Genomic DNA, 14,824 nt, shown 5'->3' with positions numbered 1-14,824 from the left:
GGTGAACAAGGGTAACGCATGACGGATATCATCATCAGTGCCGACGGGATAGAACAACGCCCGATGCGGCACTTCACCGAAGAAGCTTATCTCAACTATTCGATGTACGTCATCATGGACCGGGCCCTGCCACATATTGGCGACGGGTTAAAACCGGTACAACGGCGTATTGTCTATGCGATGTCCGAATTAGGACTGTCGCATGTGGCGAAGTATAAAAAGTCCGCCCGTACTGTCGGTGATGTATTAGGTAAATTCCACCCGCATGGCGACAGCGCCTGTTACGAAGCCATGGTGTTGATGGCACAGCCGTTTTCTTATCGTTACCCGCTGGTCGACGGTCAGGGCAACTGGGGCGCGCCGGATGATCCGAAATCTTTCGCGGCGATGCGTTATACCGAGGCCAAGTTATCGCGTTTCAGCGAATTATTATTAAGCGAACTGGGGCAGGGCACTGTCGACTGGACCCCAAACTTTGACGGCACACTGGACGAGCCAAAAGTATTGCCAGCGCGTTTGCCGCATATTCTGCTCAATGGCGTCACCGGTATTGCTGTCGGGATGGCGACCGATATTCCACCGCATAATGTGCGCGAAATTACCGACGCCGCCTGCCACTTGCTGGACCATCCGCAGGCCTCAGTGCCGGATTTACTGCAGTATGTCAAAGGGCCGGATTATCCGACTGATGCCGAGATCATCACGCCACAGCATGAATTGCAGGCCATCTATGAAACCGGCCGTGGCAGCGTACGGATGCGGGCAATTTATACGGTCGAAGATGGTGATATTGTCATCACCGCTTTGCCGCATCAGACCTCCGGCGCCAAAGTGTTGGAACAAATCGCCGCACAGATGAATGCGAAAAAGCTGCCAATGGTGTCGGATTTACGCGACGAATCTGACCATGAAAGCCCAACCCGGATTGTGGTGGTACCACGTTCCAACCGCATCGACGTTGAACAGCTGATGCAGCATTTGTTTGCCACCACGGATTTGGAAAAATCCTATCGGGTGAACCTGAATATTCTTGGGCTGGACCAGCGGCCACGGGTGAAAAACCTGCTGGAGATCTTGAGTGAATGGCTGGTGTTTCGCCGCGATACGGTGCGCCGGCGCCTGCAGCATCGCCTCGACAAAGTGCTGGACCGCTTGCATGTGCTGGAAGCTTTGTTGATTGCGTTTTTGAATATCGACGAAGTGATCAAGATCATCCGCGAAAACGATGAACCAAAGCCAGTGTTGATCGAACGTTTTATGCTGACCGATCGTCAGGCCGAAGCCATTCTGGAGCTGAAATTACGTCACCTCGCCAAGCTGGAAGAGATGAAAATTCGTGGCGAACAGGATGAATTAAATAAAGAACGCGAATACCTGCAAGGCATTCTTGGCAGTGAAAGCAAACTGACTAAACTCATCCGCGCAGAATTGCAGGCCGACGCGAAGAAATATGGCGATGAGCGCCGTAGCCCGATAGTACAGCGCGAAGAAGCCAAAGCGCTCAGTGAAAAAGAACTGCTGCCGAGTGAGCCGGTGACTGTCGTGCTGTCAGAAAAAGGCTGGGTGCGCTGTGCTAAAGGCCATGATGTCGACGGTAACAGTCTGCAATACAAAGCCGGCGATGGCTTTAAATCGGCAGCCAGTGGTCGCAGTAATCAGTACGCCGCTTTTATCGATTCCAGTGGTCGCAGTTTTGCCGCGGAAGCGCATGACCTGCCTTCAGCCCGTGGCCAGGGTGAGCCGTTGACCACCCGCTTTGCGCTGGTAGCCGGCGAAAACTTTGAACATGTATTAATGGCGGACAATCAGGTGCAGCTGCTCATCGCCAGTGACGCCGGTTATGGTTTTGTCGCCAGCTTTGAAGACCTGATCAGCCGGAACAAAGCAGGTAAAGCTTTGCTGAGTTTACCGACTGCTGCCAAAGTGATGACACCACAGGTGATTAAAGATCCGGCTACCGATCAGGTCGTAGCGATTTCCAACGAAGGCCGGATGCTGGTATTCCCGGTATCGGAGCTGCCGCAGCTGTCCAAAGGCAAAGGCAATAAGATCTTGAGTATCGCCTCGGCCCGCGCCGCCAGCCGTGAGGAATATCTAAAAATCCTCGCCGTGGTACCGGCCGACAGCGGCATTACGCTGGTGGCAGGCAAGCGCAAGATGACCATCAAAGCGTCTGACCTGGCGCATTACGTCGGTGAACGTGGCCGGCGTGGTAACAAGTTACCGCGGGGTCTGCAGCGCATTGATGAGCTGCTGGTTGGTGAAGTGGGAGATTAACTCTGCTTGTTGTTGATAAAAGCCACCTGCGGGTGGCTTTTGTTTGCGCAATCCGCCGCCGGATTAATCATGGTATCGCCGTACTTCAGTGCACAGTTGTGCACCCGAACGACAGTGATTTCACTGCAGTTGTGATAAAAATCGCTTCAATCCGCTCATTCAGTACAGATCAAACCAGCGTACAGCTGTAAACAGTTTATACTGCCGGCCTGATAAAAATGAGGTTGTGCCGTGTTAGCTCTGATCCGAATTCTGTTACTGGCTGGTTTTGTTGTGCTGACGACTGTCGCTGGTTTGTTGTTATGTCTGGTGCGGCCATTTCACCGCGAAAACGTCGGTGTGGTGTCGGCCTGGTACGGTAAAGCCAGTAAATTACTCGGCGTGACTGTTGAGATCCGCCGCCACCCGGCAGTGCATGCCGCGATGCCTTGCGTCTTTTTGGCCAATCACCAGAACAACTACGACTTGTTTACCATTAGTGGCGCTTTAGTACCGGGCACTGTCACCATTGGCAAAAAAAGCCTGAAATGGATCCCATTCTTCGGCCAGCTGTATTGGTTTCTCGGCAATATCCTGATTGACCGCAATAACAAAAGCAAAGCGGTCGGTACTATGCAAGGTGCTGTGGAACGCATCAGCCGTGACCAGTTATCAGTCTGGGTGTTTCCTGAAGGCACGCGCAGCCGTGGCCGGGGTTTGTTACCATTTAAAACCGGAGCTTTTCATATCGCGCAGCAGGCGCAGGTTGGCATAGTACCGATTTGTATGAGCAGTACTTCGTCGCAGATTAAATTGAACCGCTGGAACAATGGCCGGATCATCATCGAATTTCTGCCGCCGTTAAGCCCGGCCGAGCTGCACGCGCCGGTCCGCGAACTGGCAACCCGGGTGCGTGAAATGATGGCAGATAAAATTGCCCAGCTTGATAGCGAGTTACACAGCGATTACACTGCGCAGACTACAACTGTCACAGGATGATCCAGATGTCTGAAAACTGGCAAGAATTTACCGAAGAGACTGTTAATGCACTGCTGGAAGACGGCAGCGATCCGGAGGCGGAATACACAGTCGAGCACCATTTTTATCACGCCGATTTTGCACAGCTGGAGAAGCTGGCGGTTGAAGTGTTTAAATTAGGTTTTGAAGTGACAGATGCTGAGGAAGTCGAATTTGAAGATGGCGGCAGTGCCTGGGTATTCGATGCCATCCGTGAACAATCACTGATTGCTGCTGAGATCACGGCTGATGCCATCAAACTGGAAAAACTGGCGCAGAAATTCGGTATCGAATACGACGGCTGGGGCACCTACTTTGAAGGTGACGAAGAATTTGACGAGGATGACGAAGAGTAATTTCTTCTTAGTCTAAACAAGAGCCTGCGGGCTCTTTTTTTATGGCTTCAACATGCCCTGGGTAAATCAACATTAAACGTTGTTGTTTGGGGGGGCAAAAAATCGGCAACAGTCGCAGTCAGCGGCAGATTGTTGGTTATCAGCATGTGTCGATTGCTTCTTATCGTCAGAAAAATTTACACGGGCCTACAGCTATATATTCTAAATATATGAATTAGAAAGATCTTTAATGTTGGTCTGGTTCATGCTTAATCTTTGAACAGGACACCGAAGCCGTACCTTGATGTCTAATGTATTGCACTCAGCTCTCAAGGAGAAGATTATGAACAGATTACTTAAAACTACAGCGCTGGCTTGCGCCTTCATGTTGCCGCAGTTCGCTCAGGCTGGTTTGGTGACACAATGGGAATATGAAGTCGCGTCTGAGTGGACCGGTGCGACCTACGAAGCTTCAGGTGTCGGCACGACCAGCACTGGCAGTTCAGTGTTGAGCTGGGGCGCTACTGGCGGCAGTTATGATACCAATCCGAAAAACCGCAGTGCCTTGGTTATCAGTGATAGCCCAAAAAGCGGCACTGATTTGGTGACCAACAGCATGGCTTATGTGCTGACCAACGTCATTACGCACTTCAATAACATTCTGACCGGCGGCACAAAAAGCCTTGAGACCGCTCTGTTAAGAACCACTTTAAAATTGAAACCATTTTTACCTGTACCAGGCCCAGCATTGCCGGTGAAAGAACTTGATTTCACGATTCGGTTTATCGAAACACCAAACGATGCAAATTGTGGCTTTGACAGCACTTCCAACTGTGACGACATTTTTGTCATCGAAGTTGGTAGTCTGGTCAATTCATTCACTTATGATGGCTATAAGTACACCACATCTATTATCGAAACCACAGCAAGCCTGACAGGTTTAAGTCCTGCAGCTTGTGCTGAAGCAGGTGCTTTGCCTGGCTGTCTGGGTTTTAAAACCATTGAACAAGCCGCGACTGACGCTCAGTTTGGTCTGCTGATTGATGCTGTTGAAGTGTCAGAACCAGCTGGCACCGCAGCGCTGGGTCTTGGCCTGTTATCGCTGTTTATGTATGGCCGCCGCCGTGCTGGCAAATAATATTGATTGTTAAGGAAAAGCCTGCATCTGCAGGCTTTTTTTATGGCTAAAATCAGTTTGTTGTCGGAATAAAAAAGGCGCCGAAGCGCCTTTAGATCTACAAGCCGATTATTTAGACCGGCGAGCTGATAAACGTAACGCTAAAACTGAGAAGGCCAGCAAACCCAGTGTGGCTGGCGCCGGAACTGTGATTTTCTCACCTTCAATAGTGAAACCAAATTGTGCGGTGGTGTTCTGACCTTCAACAGTCTGGAAACCAACACAACCAACTGGCGCATTGGCAACAGCACATGCTGCGGCAGTTAAGGCAGTCAATGACTGAGTAGTCTCGACCAGCTTCACAGTGTATTTGTAACCGTCATAAATGAAATTGGTGACCAGGCTTGCCGGGTTGTCAATAACAAAAATGTCATCACAGGCGCCGATACTGGTGAAACCACAGCTTGCTGCCGAGCCGGTGTTCGAAGTTTCTTTAAAACGAATATCGAAGTTCAGTACTTTTGGCGGAAACATAGGGCCTACTACCGGTGCCCATGGCTGTAACACCAGTGAAGTCGTTAACACTGCGCTGGTCAGTGTTGAGTAGCCATTCAGTACGTTGTTGTAGTGGGTGATTGAGTTGGTTAATGCTGCCTGAGTATCGTTGGTATTTGCAGTAGCAGGCGCTGCCATACCACCGATTTCCAGTGCACTGCGGTTTTTGGTGCCAGCACCTTTGTAATTACCGCCAGTGGCGCCCCAGCTGATCACATCGTTTGACACTGAAGTTGTGCCATTGCCTGATGCGGTAAACACAACAGGTTGAGACCAATTTGAAGCTGCCAGATATTGCCATTGGGTCACCAGGCTGGCTGATGCTGTCATTGGGACTGTGGCGGCTGCCAGTACGGAAACCGCGATTAAATTACGCATAAGACTCTCCATGAGTATTTTGTTTTAGCCTTTAGACTTACTACATGTCCGCAGAGCTATAGGCAAATTCCGGGCCAATAGTTAACTATTTGAATATCATGGATAATTAGATTTTTTTGATGAATGGCGTGTATAAGAATTGGACATTTGTTAAATAATGTAATGGCAGTTTCTTCATCTGCTAACACGATTTACAGCAGCAGAGCTCTGTGAGCAGCATCTGAAAGGTCAGTGCTCAGCTGGAGGTTGTTTCGGCAGACTAAATGCTGCCGCGGGGTTATCACGGCCGGTAGCTTCATGCTGATGTTCTAACGCCAGTGAACTGCTCTGCAAAAGAGTCTGGTACTGGCCGAATTGGCTATCAGGCTCCGATTTACACAACTGCTGACGAAACAGCGCGTTACGGCGTAGCATGAGCTTTTTCTGTGGTGACATAATGCTGATCCTGAACATGTGAACGCTCAGCCTAGTCACAGTTGATGGCAAATTTATGACAAAGAAGGCGACCCTTGGGTCGCCTTCTTTATTACTGTTACCTTGTGATACCGTTACAGCGCAGCGATTTGTGCCTGCTGGGCCAGTAACTTGGCGACCGCAGCTTCGGCGTCGGCCAGTTTCTCGCGCTCTTTCGCCAATACCGCTTCCGGCGCTTTGGCCACGAATCCTTCGTTGGCAAGCTTGCCGGCGACACGGCTGACTTCCTGTTGCATCTTCTCCAGTTGCTTGGCGATACGGGACAACTCGGCGTCTTTGTCGATGAGGCCGGCCATCGGGATTAACAGGTCCATCGCGCCCAACAGCTGTGCAGCGCTGGCTGGTGCTGTGTCTGCTGCAGTCAGAACTGTAATACTGTCCAGCTTGGCTAAGTTCAGCAGCAGGGCACGGTTTTGTTCCAGACGACGGTTATCTTCGGCAGATAAGTTGCGCAGTAACACCGGCAACGGTTTAGTCGGGGCAATATCCATTTCGCCACGGATGTTACGAATAGCCAGAATAAAGCCTTTCACCCATTCAATGTCGGCTTGTGCTGCGGTGTTCACCAGCGCACTGTCCGCTGCCGGATAGGCTTGATTCATAATGCTGATACCGGCGCTGAAATCTCTGCACGCCAGTGGTGCAACCCGTTGCCAAATCTCTTCAGTGATAAATGGCATGATTGGGTGCATCAGACGCAGCAGTGATTCCAGCACTGTCACCAGTGTCTGGCGGGTACCGCGCTGCTGGGCTTCGTTGCCTTTGAACAGTACAGGTTTGGTCAGCTCCAGGTACCAGTCACAGAACTGGTTCCAGGTGAACTCGTACAGCGTATTGGCCGCCATGTCGAAACGGTAGCTATCCAGGTATTGACGGAACTGCGTCACTGTTTCCTGGTACTGACTTAAAATCCACTGGTCTGCCAGCGAGAGCTCGATTTCGCCACCGTTCAGGCCAGTGTCTTTGTCTTCGGTCATCATGGTGACGTAACGGCTGGCGTTCCACAGCTTGTTGACGAAGTTGCGGTAACCTTCGAGGCGTTTCATATCCCAGTTGATGTCGCGGCCAGTCGACGCCAGTGCTGCCAGCGTGAAGCGCAGCGCGTCAGTGCCGGTGGCTTCAATGCCTTCCGGGAATTGTTTCTTCGTCTGATTGCCGATTTTCTCCGCCAATTGCGGCTGCATCATGTTGCTGGTGCGTTTTTCCAGCAGATCTTCGAGGCTGATGCCGTCAATCATATCCAGCGGATCTATGACGTTGCCTTTGGATTTTGACATTTTGTCGCCGTTTTCGTCGCGGATAAGACCAGTCACATACACAGTCTTAAATGGTACCTGCGGCTTGCCGTTTTCGTCTTTGATAAAATGCATCGTCATCATGATCATCCGGGCAACCCAGAAGAAAATGATGTCAAAACCAGTCACCAGCACGTCAGTCGGGTGGAAGGTTTTTAAATCTTCGGTATTTTCTGGCCAGCCCAGCGTGGAGAAAGTCCACAGCGCGGAAGAGAACCAGGTGTCTAACACGTCATTGTCCTGGCGCAGTGACACGCTGTCATCCAGGCCATGTTTGGCACGCACTTCAGCCTCATTGCGACCGACATAGACTTTACCATCAGCGGCATACCAGGCCGGAATACGGTGGCCCCACCACAGTTGACGGGAAATACACCAGTCCTGAATGTCGCGCATCCAGCTGTAATACATGTTTTCGTATTGTTTGGGAACAAACTGAATGTCGCCGTTTTCTACCGCTTCAATGGCGGTTTTCGCCATAGGCGCCACGCGGACATACCACTGGTCGGTCAGCATTGGCTCGATCACCACGCCTGAACGGTCGCCATATGGCAGGGTGTTGGTCAGCTCTTCAACTTTGTCCAATAAACCTTGTGTATCCAATGCCGCAACAATAGCTTTACGGGCAGCGAAACGGTCAAGGCCTGCGTATTCAGCCGGAATTGGCGCTTCTAATGCAGTGTTTTCTTCACCGTTAGTAAAGAAACATTCGCCGGTGGTGCGGATAGTGGCATCCGGCGTCATCACGTTGATCATGGTCAGGCCATGACGTTTACCGACTTCGTAGTCGTTAAAGTCGTGCGCCGGTGTGATTTTCACACAGCCTGAGCCTTTGTCTTTGTCGGCATGTTCATCAGCGATGATGGTGATACGACGATTGACCAGCGGCAGCAGAATGTCTTTGCCAATCAATGACTGGTAACGCTCGTCATCCGGATTGACGGCCACAGCGGTGTCGCCGAGCATGGTTTCAGGCCGCGTCGTCGCGACCACGATGTAGTCTTTGCCATCCAGCGTTTTCACGCCATCGGCCAGCGGGTACCGCAGGTGCCAGAAGTGGCCGCGTTGTTCTTTGTTTTCAACTTCCAGGTCAGAAATCGCGGTGTGCAGTTTCGGGTCCCAGTTCACCAGGCGTTTGCCGCGGTAAATCAGGTCATCTTCATACAGGCGGACAAATACTTCCTGCACCGCATTGGACAAGCCATCGTCCATGGTGAAACGTTCTTTGTCCCAGTCGACAGAGTTGCCAAGACGGCGCATTTGTGAGGTGATAGTACCGCCAGATTCGGCTTTCCATTCCCAGACTTTTTCGATAAAGGCATCACGGCCCATGGCGTGGCGGTCCGGTAAGCCGGCGGCTGCGAGTTTACGCTCGACGACCATTTGGGTGGCGATACCGGCGTGGTCAGTACCAACCTGCCACAGCGTGTTTTTGCCCAACATGCGTTTGTAGCGGGTCAGGGCGTCCATGATGGTTTGCTGGAAGGCGTGGCCCATGTGCAGGCTGCCGGTGACGTTTGGCGGCGGGATCATGATGCAATAAGCGCCGTTGCTATTGTCACCTGACGGCTTAAAATAGCCTTTGCTTTCCCAGGCGTTGTACATCGCCTGCTCGATTTGACTCGGATTAAATGTTTTTTCCATGATATCTGCCTGATCTCATCAACAACTTATTCGGGGGTTCGCGTTTGTGGCTCGACCCCAAGCTGACGGTAATGTTTAAATTTTTGTCGCGCCGCAGCTTTGCCTTGTTCGGCTGCCGGCACAAATTCGATGATTTGACTGAAGCGGTTGGCAAAAGCGGGCACTGTGTCGGTGAGGTTAATCAGCACCTGGCGGCTGGTCCTTGGACCTTGCCAGCTGATCTCAACCGGCGCACCGCGCGCGGGGCCTTCGCCGGCCAAGTTGTGTGGCACAAAGCGTTCAGCGTCAAACTGCCATAATACCTCATCGACCGCCTCGGCGTCTTGCTGATTTGGGCAGTAGACAAAGACACGCTGATTGGCGCGGAACAAGTCGGCACAGAGCTGACAGGTCAAAGCAAAATGAGCCGGCATACCGGCCAGCTCATCTTGTTGCAGCAAATAAAATTGCACTTGCATCAAATCGCACTCTTTGACAATCGGCCAGTGAACCTCACCGACCGGCTGTTTGGGTTAATCCTGCGGATGATGACCGGCGCGGTTGATTAAAAACTGCGTCAGCATCGCCACCGGTCGGCCGGTTGAGCCTTTGTCTTTGCCGCCACTGCGCCAGGCGGTGCCGGCGATGTCCAGGTGCGCCCAGTTATATTTACGGGTAAAACGCGACAGGAAACAGGCGGCGGTGATAGTGCCGGCAGCGCGGCCGCCGAGGTTGCTGAAGTCAGCAAACGGGCTTTCCAGCTGGTCCTGATAATCGTCCCACAACGGTAAACGCCAGGCACGGTCACCACTTTGCTCGGATGCATTCAGAATCTCATGCGCCAGCGGATTGTGGTTACTGAGTAAACCCGAAGCGTGTTTACCAAGCGCAATGACACAAGCGCCGGTTAAGGTCGCGACGTCGATCACCACATCCGGGTCAAAGCGTTCGACATAAGTCAGCGCGTCACACAGCACTAAGCGGCCTTCGGCGTCGGTGTTCAGCACTTCGACGGTCTGGCCTGACATCGTTGTCAGAATATCGCCCGGCCGGTAGGCATTGCCGTCCGGCATGTTCTCGGCCGCAGCCAGCACACCGATGATATTCAGCGGCAAGCCCAGTGAGACGGCAGCCTGCATAGTGCCGAGCACAGAAGCGGCGCCGCACATGTCGTATTTCATTTCATCCATCGCATCAGACGGTTTGATGCTGATACCGCCGGTGTCAAACGTCAGGCCTTTACCGACCAGCACCACAGGCGCGCTGTTGTCACCGGCGCCCTGATAATGCACAACTGCCATCGCCGCCGGGTTTTCTGAACCACGCGCCACGGCCAGGTATGAATTCATGCCCAAAGCGGACATTTCCTGAGTGCCAAGCACTTCCACTTTGACTTTATCGGACAGCTCGGTGAGTTTTTGCGCCTGTTCCGACAGCCACAGCGGCGTACAGATATTCGGCGGCATATTGCCGACGTCTTTACATTGTTTAATGCCGGCAGCGACAGCCAGGCCATGCTCGACAGCTTTTTCGCCGATCGTCAGGTCGCGTCGGGTTGGTACATTAAAGACGATTTTGCGAAGCGGCCGGCGCGTTTCATCTTTTTTGCTTTTTAATTTGTCGAAGACGTACAGGCAATCTTGGGTAGTTTCAACGGCATGCCGCACTTTCCAGTAAGTGTCACGGCCTTTGACATGTAGCTCTGACAAGAAACACACAGCTTCCATTGAACCGGTTTCGTTCAGCGTGCTGATGGTTTTGGCGATAATTTGACGATACTGGCGCTCGTCTAATTCGCGTTCTTTACCACAGCCCACCAGCAGGACACGTTCACTCAGCACGTTCGGTACATGATGCAGCAATAACATCTGGCCCGGTTTGCCTTCGAGGTCGCCGCGGCGTAACAGGTTGCTGATGTAACCTTCGCTGATTTTGTCCAGCTGTTCAGCCACGGCAGACAGCCGGCGTGGCTCATAGACACCAACGACAATGCAAGCACTGCGTTGTTTTTCCGGACTTCCGCTTTTAACGCTGAACTCCATGGGGACTCCTGATTCTAAGAGGCAAAATGCAGCAGGGGGCCGGACCGGGCGCTATGCTTGATAAAGAGCTGGTCTGAGCCGATAAAAAAGCTCGGAATCCGCTGCAGTTTCGTTGATAATAATTGCTATAAATATCCAGTTTACTTAAAAATTGCCAGCGCGCCAGCAAAAAGACTGGTTTTTAGGGGGCTTTTTTGATTGTTTTTCGCTACTTGATTGGTGAAGTATTTAAATCTCAGCTCGCAGTATTTCTGATCCTGATCACCATCATCTTAAGCCAGCGCTTCGTGAAAATACTGGCGGACGCCTCGGAAGGGGAATTACCGGGCCAGCTGGTGCTGACGCTGATTTCTTTGAAATTACCGCAGTTGGCCGTGCTGATCCTGCCATTAGCGGCATTTTTAGGCGTTTTGGTCGCCTACAGCCGTATCTACGCCGAAAGCGAAATGACGGTGCTGCATGCCACCGGCATCAGTGAATGGTATGTGACGCGACTGACGCTGATCCTGAGCTTGCTGATGGGGCTGGCTGCGGCGGGCCTGATGATGTACTTAAGCCCTTGGGCTGCTGAGCGCGAGTACGAGATTATGGCCAAAGCCGATGCCGATTCCGGCTTGTCGACTTTGTTACCCGGCCGCTTCCAGCAAACGTCCAACGAAAAAGCCGTGGTGTTTGTGCAGGACATGAATCGCGATGGTACACAGTTATCCCGCGTCTTTCTGGCGCAATCGGCCAGTGAAGATAACTTAAGCGGCTCTGTGGTCTATGCCGAAACCGGTGCCGTCGCCGAGGACAGCAACGGCGCGCAGCGGCTGGTGCTGAGTAACGGCCGGCGTTATGCCGGTTCTGTTGATTCACCGCAGTTTGATGTGCTGGAATTTGGCCGCTACGACATTCAAATCCGAGAGCAACAAGTCGAGCAACGCCGGCGCAAACTGAGCTCGTTGCCGACCGACCAGCTGCTGGCAGTGGACAGCGCTGAAGCCAAAGCTGAATGGCACTGGCGGTTGGCGATCCCGATTTCAATCCCTATTTTGATGCTGCTTGCGGTGCCGCTCAGCCGTGTCAATCCGCGTCAGGGTAAGTTTGGTAAGTTATTGCCAGCCTTGGCCTTATTCCTGGGGTATTACATTTTATTGATTGTGTGCCGTAATCTGATTGAAAACGAAAAAATTCCGGCGGCGCTTGGCATGTGGTGGATCCACGGTCTGGCGTTGGCGCTTGGCGTGTTTTTGTTATTGCAAAGCCGCGCCGGTTATCAGCGTTTCACTGCGCGCCTGAATGGCCGGGGCCGGAGTCAGCATGCTTAAAATTATTGATGTTTATATTGGCCGGATCATTTTATCCACCACTTTACTGAGCCTGACGGTGCTTTTGGTGTTATCCGGTATGTTCCGTTTTATCGATCAGCTGCGCCTGACCGACCGTGGCGACTACACAGTATTAGTGGCGGCGATGTTCAGCCTGTTTACCATTCCCGGTGATTTGGTGACTTTTTTCCCGATGGCGGCGCTGATAGGCGGGCTGATTGGCCTGGGGATGCTCGCCAGCAACAGTGAACTGGTCGTGATGCAGGCTGCCGGCTTGTCACGGCTTAATATCATCAGTTCAGTGATGAAAACCGCCTTACTGATGATGGTGCTGGTGATGGCCGTGGCCGAGTGGGGCGCGCCGACTGCCGAGAAATTTGCCCGCGAACTCAAAGCCAAGGCAATTTCCGGTGGCGATTTGTTAGCGGCGCAGCAAGGCGTCTGGGCCAAAGACGGCGACGATTTTGTTAATATCCGCCAGGTGTCGGATGGCGGTGATTTAAAAGACATCACCATTTTTGAATTCACACCGGATTTAGCTTTGCAGGCCATTGTGCATGCGCGTGCTGCCAGTTTCTTTAATGGCGTCTGGCAGTTGCAGGACGTCAGCCGGTTGGCGTTTCGGGATGAAAAAATCGAAAAGCACCGTTGGCCTGAGCAGCGCTGGCGCTCAACTTTAACGCCGGACAAACTCGGTGTGATGTCGATTAAACCTGAGCTGCTGAGTTTAAAAGGCCTGGCCGAATACATCGAATATCGTCAGGTCAACCAGCAGGAAAGCAGCCGATATCAGCTGGCATATTGGCGCAAGGCCACCCAGCCGCTGACGATAGTGGCGATGTTGCTGTTGGCTTTGTCGTTTATTTTTGGCCCGCTGCGCAGTGTGACGATGGCGGCCCGTGTGCTGATGGGCATCCTGACCGGCTTTGGTTTTTACATGGCCAACGAAGTGTTTGGCCCCGTCGCGCTGGTGTACCAGTTGCCGCCGTGGTTAGGGGCCATAGCGCCGAGCGCGCTGTTTATTGGTGTGGCTGTTTATCTGATGCAAAAACGCGGGTAGGTCAATGCCTACCGCGCATCCCGGTGTAAATTCAAAGCGCTGCTTTGTTCTTTGGTCAGCACCACCACAATAGTGCCGGCTACTTGATCTTGCAGAGCCAGACCTTTACCCCAGCGCAGCCACAACCAAAAATTGCCAATACCACCTAATGACGTCAGCAGGCGGATAAAAGCCTGGCGCAGCGTCACCGGCTTGCCGTCGGCACTTAACAACAACAGCCGCCAGGCGCGCATGCCCAGCGTCTGGCCGGCCTTGACCCAGAAATACAGATAAAACCAGCCGATGCAGGCGCTGCTATAGAGCTGAAACCAAATCGCATGCTTCTGAATATATTCAGCTTCGTCCTGATAACCCACCAATGAAATCACACCGGTTTTGGCCAGCACGGCCACAGCGGCGAGAGCCAGCGCCATGGCAAACATCCAAATCGCACAAATGACTAAAAGGTCATACATGATGGCAGACAAACGGCGCAGCAGGCTGGCACGGGGGGCTTCGCTATACATAGAGACTCCAGTTCAGAACCGGCGGCAGTCTAACATGATGATTTGGCAGGCGTCAGCTTTGGCCTCTGATCAAACTTGCCCGCTGTGTGAAATTCAGGCAGATTGACAACGTTGTCAATTTTGCAGGAAAGCATCGATGTCGATTTTTTGTAGCGGAAATAAAATCAAATTCCACCATGTCTCTCTGATTGCCACGCTGCTGTGTGGCACTCTGACTTTCACCAGCGGTGCCAGTGCCCAAAGCAGCTGCAATAGCGCAGCGCTGCAGGGCAGCTGGGAGCTGCAGTCAGCGATTTACCGCGACCAAGGCGGTAAAGTGGTCGGCGAAATCAAAGACCAGCAAACTAAAAGCCGCAAACTAATTGCCGGCAGCCATTTCAGTTTTATCACCTGGCATCCGGACGGTAAATTTGAAGTGGCTGCCTCAGGCAGTTTCAGTGCCGATGCAAAAGGCTATCATGAGCAGGTCGACGCCACTTCGCTGCCACGGCTGCAAGGTAAAACCTATCATTTTCAGTGTCAGATTGAAGGCGACAAATGGCTGCACCAGGGCCTGGAAGATGGCATTCAGATAGAAGAGCATTGGCTGCGGGTCAGCCGCTGAGTGCAGTAACAGATGCGGCGGAATTTGCATCCGCTGCGTGTACAGCTGTCAACACTGCTGCAAAATTGTGCAATTGATTGTCAGGACTGAGATTTTACTTGCAGGGGCGGGGCGGCTTTGTATAATGCGGATGTTTACTTCAGCAAGATCCCCCCTGAATGCCTAGGTGGCGAAATCGGTAGACGCAGCGGATTCAAAATGCAAAGCGTCTGAGAAAGTGGTAGACATAACTCATTGAAACGTCTACAGTTC

13 protein-coding genes are annotated in these 14,824 nt (G+C 52.3%); 7 read left to right on the top strand and 6 right to left on the bottom strand.

Annotation, left to right across the window (positions count from 1 at the left end):
- Nucleotides 1-18: 18 nt before the first annotated feature.
- The 4 genes from parC to ABNT34_RS02430 all read left to right on the top strand — a co-directional run bounded on the left by parC (nt 19) and on the right by ABNT34_RS02430 (nt 4,746).
- Nucleotides 19-2,277, top strand: a complete 2,259-nt coding sequence (gene parC, locus ABNT34_RS02445; protein ID WP_348728498.1) for a DNA topoisomerase IV subunit A — start codon at nt 19-21, stop codon at nt 2,275-2,277.
- Between the two features lie 231 nt (nt 2,278-2,508).
- Nucleotides 2,509-3,255: a 1-acylglycerol-3-phosphate O-acyltransferase gene (locus ABNT34_RS02440; protein WP_348728496.1), complete on the top strand. Its 747-nt coding sequence runs from the start codon at nt 2,509-2,511 to the stop codon at nt 3,253-3,255.
- Nucleotides 3,256-3,260: 5 nt separating this feature from the next.
- Nucleotides 3,261-3,629 carry a ribonuclease E inhibitor RraB gene (gene rraB, locus ABNT34_RS02435; RefSeq protein ID WP_348728494.1) on the top strand — a complete coding sequence of 123 codons (369 nt, stop codon included), beginning with the start codon at nt 3,261-3,263 and terminating at the stop codon, nt 3,627-3,629.
- A gap of 322 nt (nt 3,630-3,951) precedes the next feature.
- Entirely contained in the window at nt 3,952-4,746 is a 795-nt protein-coding gene (locus ABNT34_RS02430) for a THxN family PEP-CTERM protein (RefSeq protein ID WP_348728492.1), read from the top strand.
- A gap of 108 nt (nt 4,747-4,854) precedes the next feature.
- Here the strand turns inward: ABNT34_RS02430 and ABNT34_RS02425 are convergent, their stop codons facing one another.
- From ABNT34_RS02425 to pepA, 5 genes are all read right to left on the bottom strand, one after another.
- A complete protein-coding gene (locus ABNT34_RS02425) occupies nt 4,855-5,658 on the bottom strand; it encodes a THxN family PEP-CTERM protein (protein ID WP_348728490.1) in 804 nt (267 codons plus the stop codon).
- Nucleotides 5,659-5,886: 228 nt separating this feature from the next.
- The gene (locus ABNT34_RS02420; RefSeq protein WP_348728488.1) at nt 5,887-6,093 is read right to left on the bottom strand and encodes a hypothetical protein; all 207 of its coding nucleotides are present in this window, start codon (nt 6,091-6,093) and stop codon (nt 5,887-5,889) included.
- Between the two features lie 113 nt (nt 6,094-6,206).
- Nucleotides 6,207-9,071 carry a valine--tRNA ligase gene (locus ABNT34_RS02415; RefSeq protein WP_348728486.1) on the bottom strand — a complete coding sequence of 955 codons (2,865 nt, stop codon included), beginning with the start codon at nt 9,069-9,071 and terminating at the stop codon, nt 6,207-6,209.
- A 26-nt stretch (nt 9,072-9,097) separates the two neighbouring features.
- Nucleotides 9,098-9,529, bottom strand: a complete 432-nt coding sequence (locus tag ABNT34_RS02410; protein ID WP_208931885.1) for a DNA polymerase III subunit chi — start codon at nt 9,527-9,529, stop codon at nt 9,098-9,100.
- Nucleotides 9,530-9,583: 54 nt separating this feature from the next.
- Nucleotides 9,584-11,092, bottom strand: coding sequence for a leucyl aminopeptidase (gene pepA / locus ABNT34_RS02405; protein ID WP_348728484.1), 1,509 nt, complete (start codon nt 11,090-11,092; stop codon nt 9,584-9,586).
- Nucleotides 11,093-11,286: 194 nt separating this feature from the next.
- Here pepA and lptF point away from each other — a divergent pair, with 194 nt between their 5' ends.
- Nucleotides 11,287-12,402, top strand: a complete 1,116-nt coding sequence (lptF, locus tag ABNT34_RS02400) for an LPS export ABC transporter permease LptF (RefSeq protein WP_348728482.1) — start codon at nt 11,287-11,289, stop codon at nt 12,400-12,402.
- Complete coding sequence (lptG, locus tag ABNT34_RS02395; RefSeq protein ID WP_348728480.1) at nt 12,395-13,462, top strand: LPS export ABC transporter permease LptG; 1,068 nt, start codon at nt 12,395-12,397, stop codon at nt 13,460-13,462. Before lptF ends, lptG begins: the two co-directional genes overlap by 8 nt.
- 8 nt (nt 13,463-13,470) lie before the next feature.
- Here lptG and ABNT34_RS02390 read toward each other — a convergent pair whose 3' ends face one another.
- The gene (locus tag ABNT34_RS02390) at nt 13,471-13,968 is read right to left on the bottom strand and encodes an RDD family protein (protein ID WP_348728478.1); all 498 of its coding nucleotides are present in this window, start codon (nt 13,966-13,968) and stop codon (nt 13,471-13,473) included.
- A gap of 136 nt (nt 13,969-14,104) precedes the next feature.
- On the opposite strand from ABNT34_RS02390, the gene ABNT34_RS02385 reads away from it, so the two are divergent.
- Nucleotides 14,105-14,572 carry a hypothetical protein gene (locus tag ABNT34_RS02385; RefSeq protein ID WP_348728476.1) on the top strand — a complete coding sequence of 156 codons (468 nt, stop codon included), beginning with the start codon at nt 14,105-14,107 and terminating at the stop codon, nt 14,570-14,572.
- The last annotated feature ends 252 nt before the right edge of the window (nt 14,573-14,824 follow it).

The organism is Rheinheimera texasensis (genome assembly GCF_964031785.1).
In the GTDB taxonomy this organism is placed as follows: Bacteria; Pseudomonadota; Gammaproteobacteria; order Enterobacterales; family Alteromonadaceae; genus Pararheinheimera; species Pararheinheimera texasensis_A.
This window is presented reverse-complemented; position numbering and strand designations above follow the sequence as displayed.

Bases quoted from the DNA above. Each gene is read 5' to 3' on its own strand.
- parC (WP_348728498.1), top strand. From the start codon at position 19: ATGACGGATATCATCATCAGTGCCGACGGGATAGAACAACGCCCGATG.
- rraB (WP_348728494.1), top strand. From the start codon at position 3,261: ATGTCTGAAAACTGGCAAGAATTTACCGAAGAGACTGTTAATGCACTG.
- ABNT34_RS02430 (WP_348728492.1), top strand. From the start codon at position 3,952: ATGAACAGATTACTTAAAACTACAGCGCTGGCTTGCGCCTTCATGTTG.
- ABNT34_RS02425 (WP_348728490.1), bottom strand. From the start codon at position 5,658: ATGCGTAATTTAATCGCGGTTTCCGTACTGGCAGCCGCCACAGTCCCA.
- ABNT34_RS02420 (WP_348728488.1), bottom strand. From the start codon at position 6,093: ATGTCACCACAGAAAAAGCTCATGCTACGCCGTAACGCGCTGTTTCGT.
- ABNT34_RS02415 (WP_348728486.1), bottom strand. From the start codon at position 9,071: ATGGAAAAAACATTTAATCCGAGTCAAATCGAGCAGGCGATGTACAAC.
- ABNT34_RS02410 (WP_208931885.1), bottom strand. From the start codon at position 9,529: ATGCAAGTGCAATTTTATTTGCTGCAACAAGATGAGCTGGCCGGTATG.
- pepA (WP_348728484.1), bottom strand. From the start codon at position 11,092: ATGGAGTTCAGCGTTAAAAGCGGAAGTCCGGAAAAACAACGCAGTGCT.
- lptG (WP_348728480.1), top strand. From the start codon at position 12,395: ATGCTTAAAATTATTGATGTTTATATTGGCCGGATCATTTTATCCACC.
- ABNT34_RS02390 (WP_348728478.1), bottom strand. From the start codon at position 13,968: ATGTATAGCGAAGCCCCCCGTGCCAGCCTGCTGCGCCGTTTGTCTGCC.
- ABNT34_RS02385 (WP_348728476.1), top strand. From the start codon at position 14,105: ATGTCGATTTTTTGTAGCGGAAATAAAATCAAATTCCACCATGTCTCT.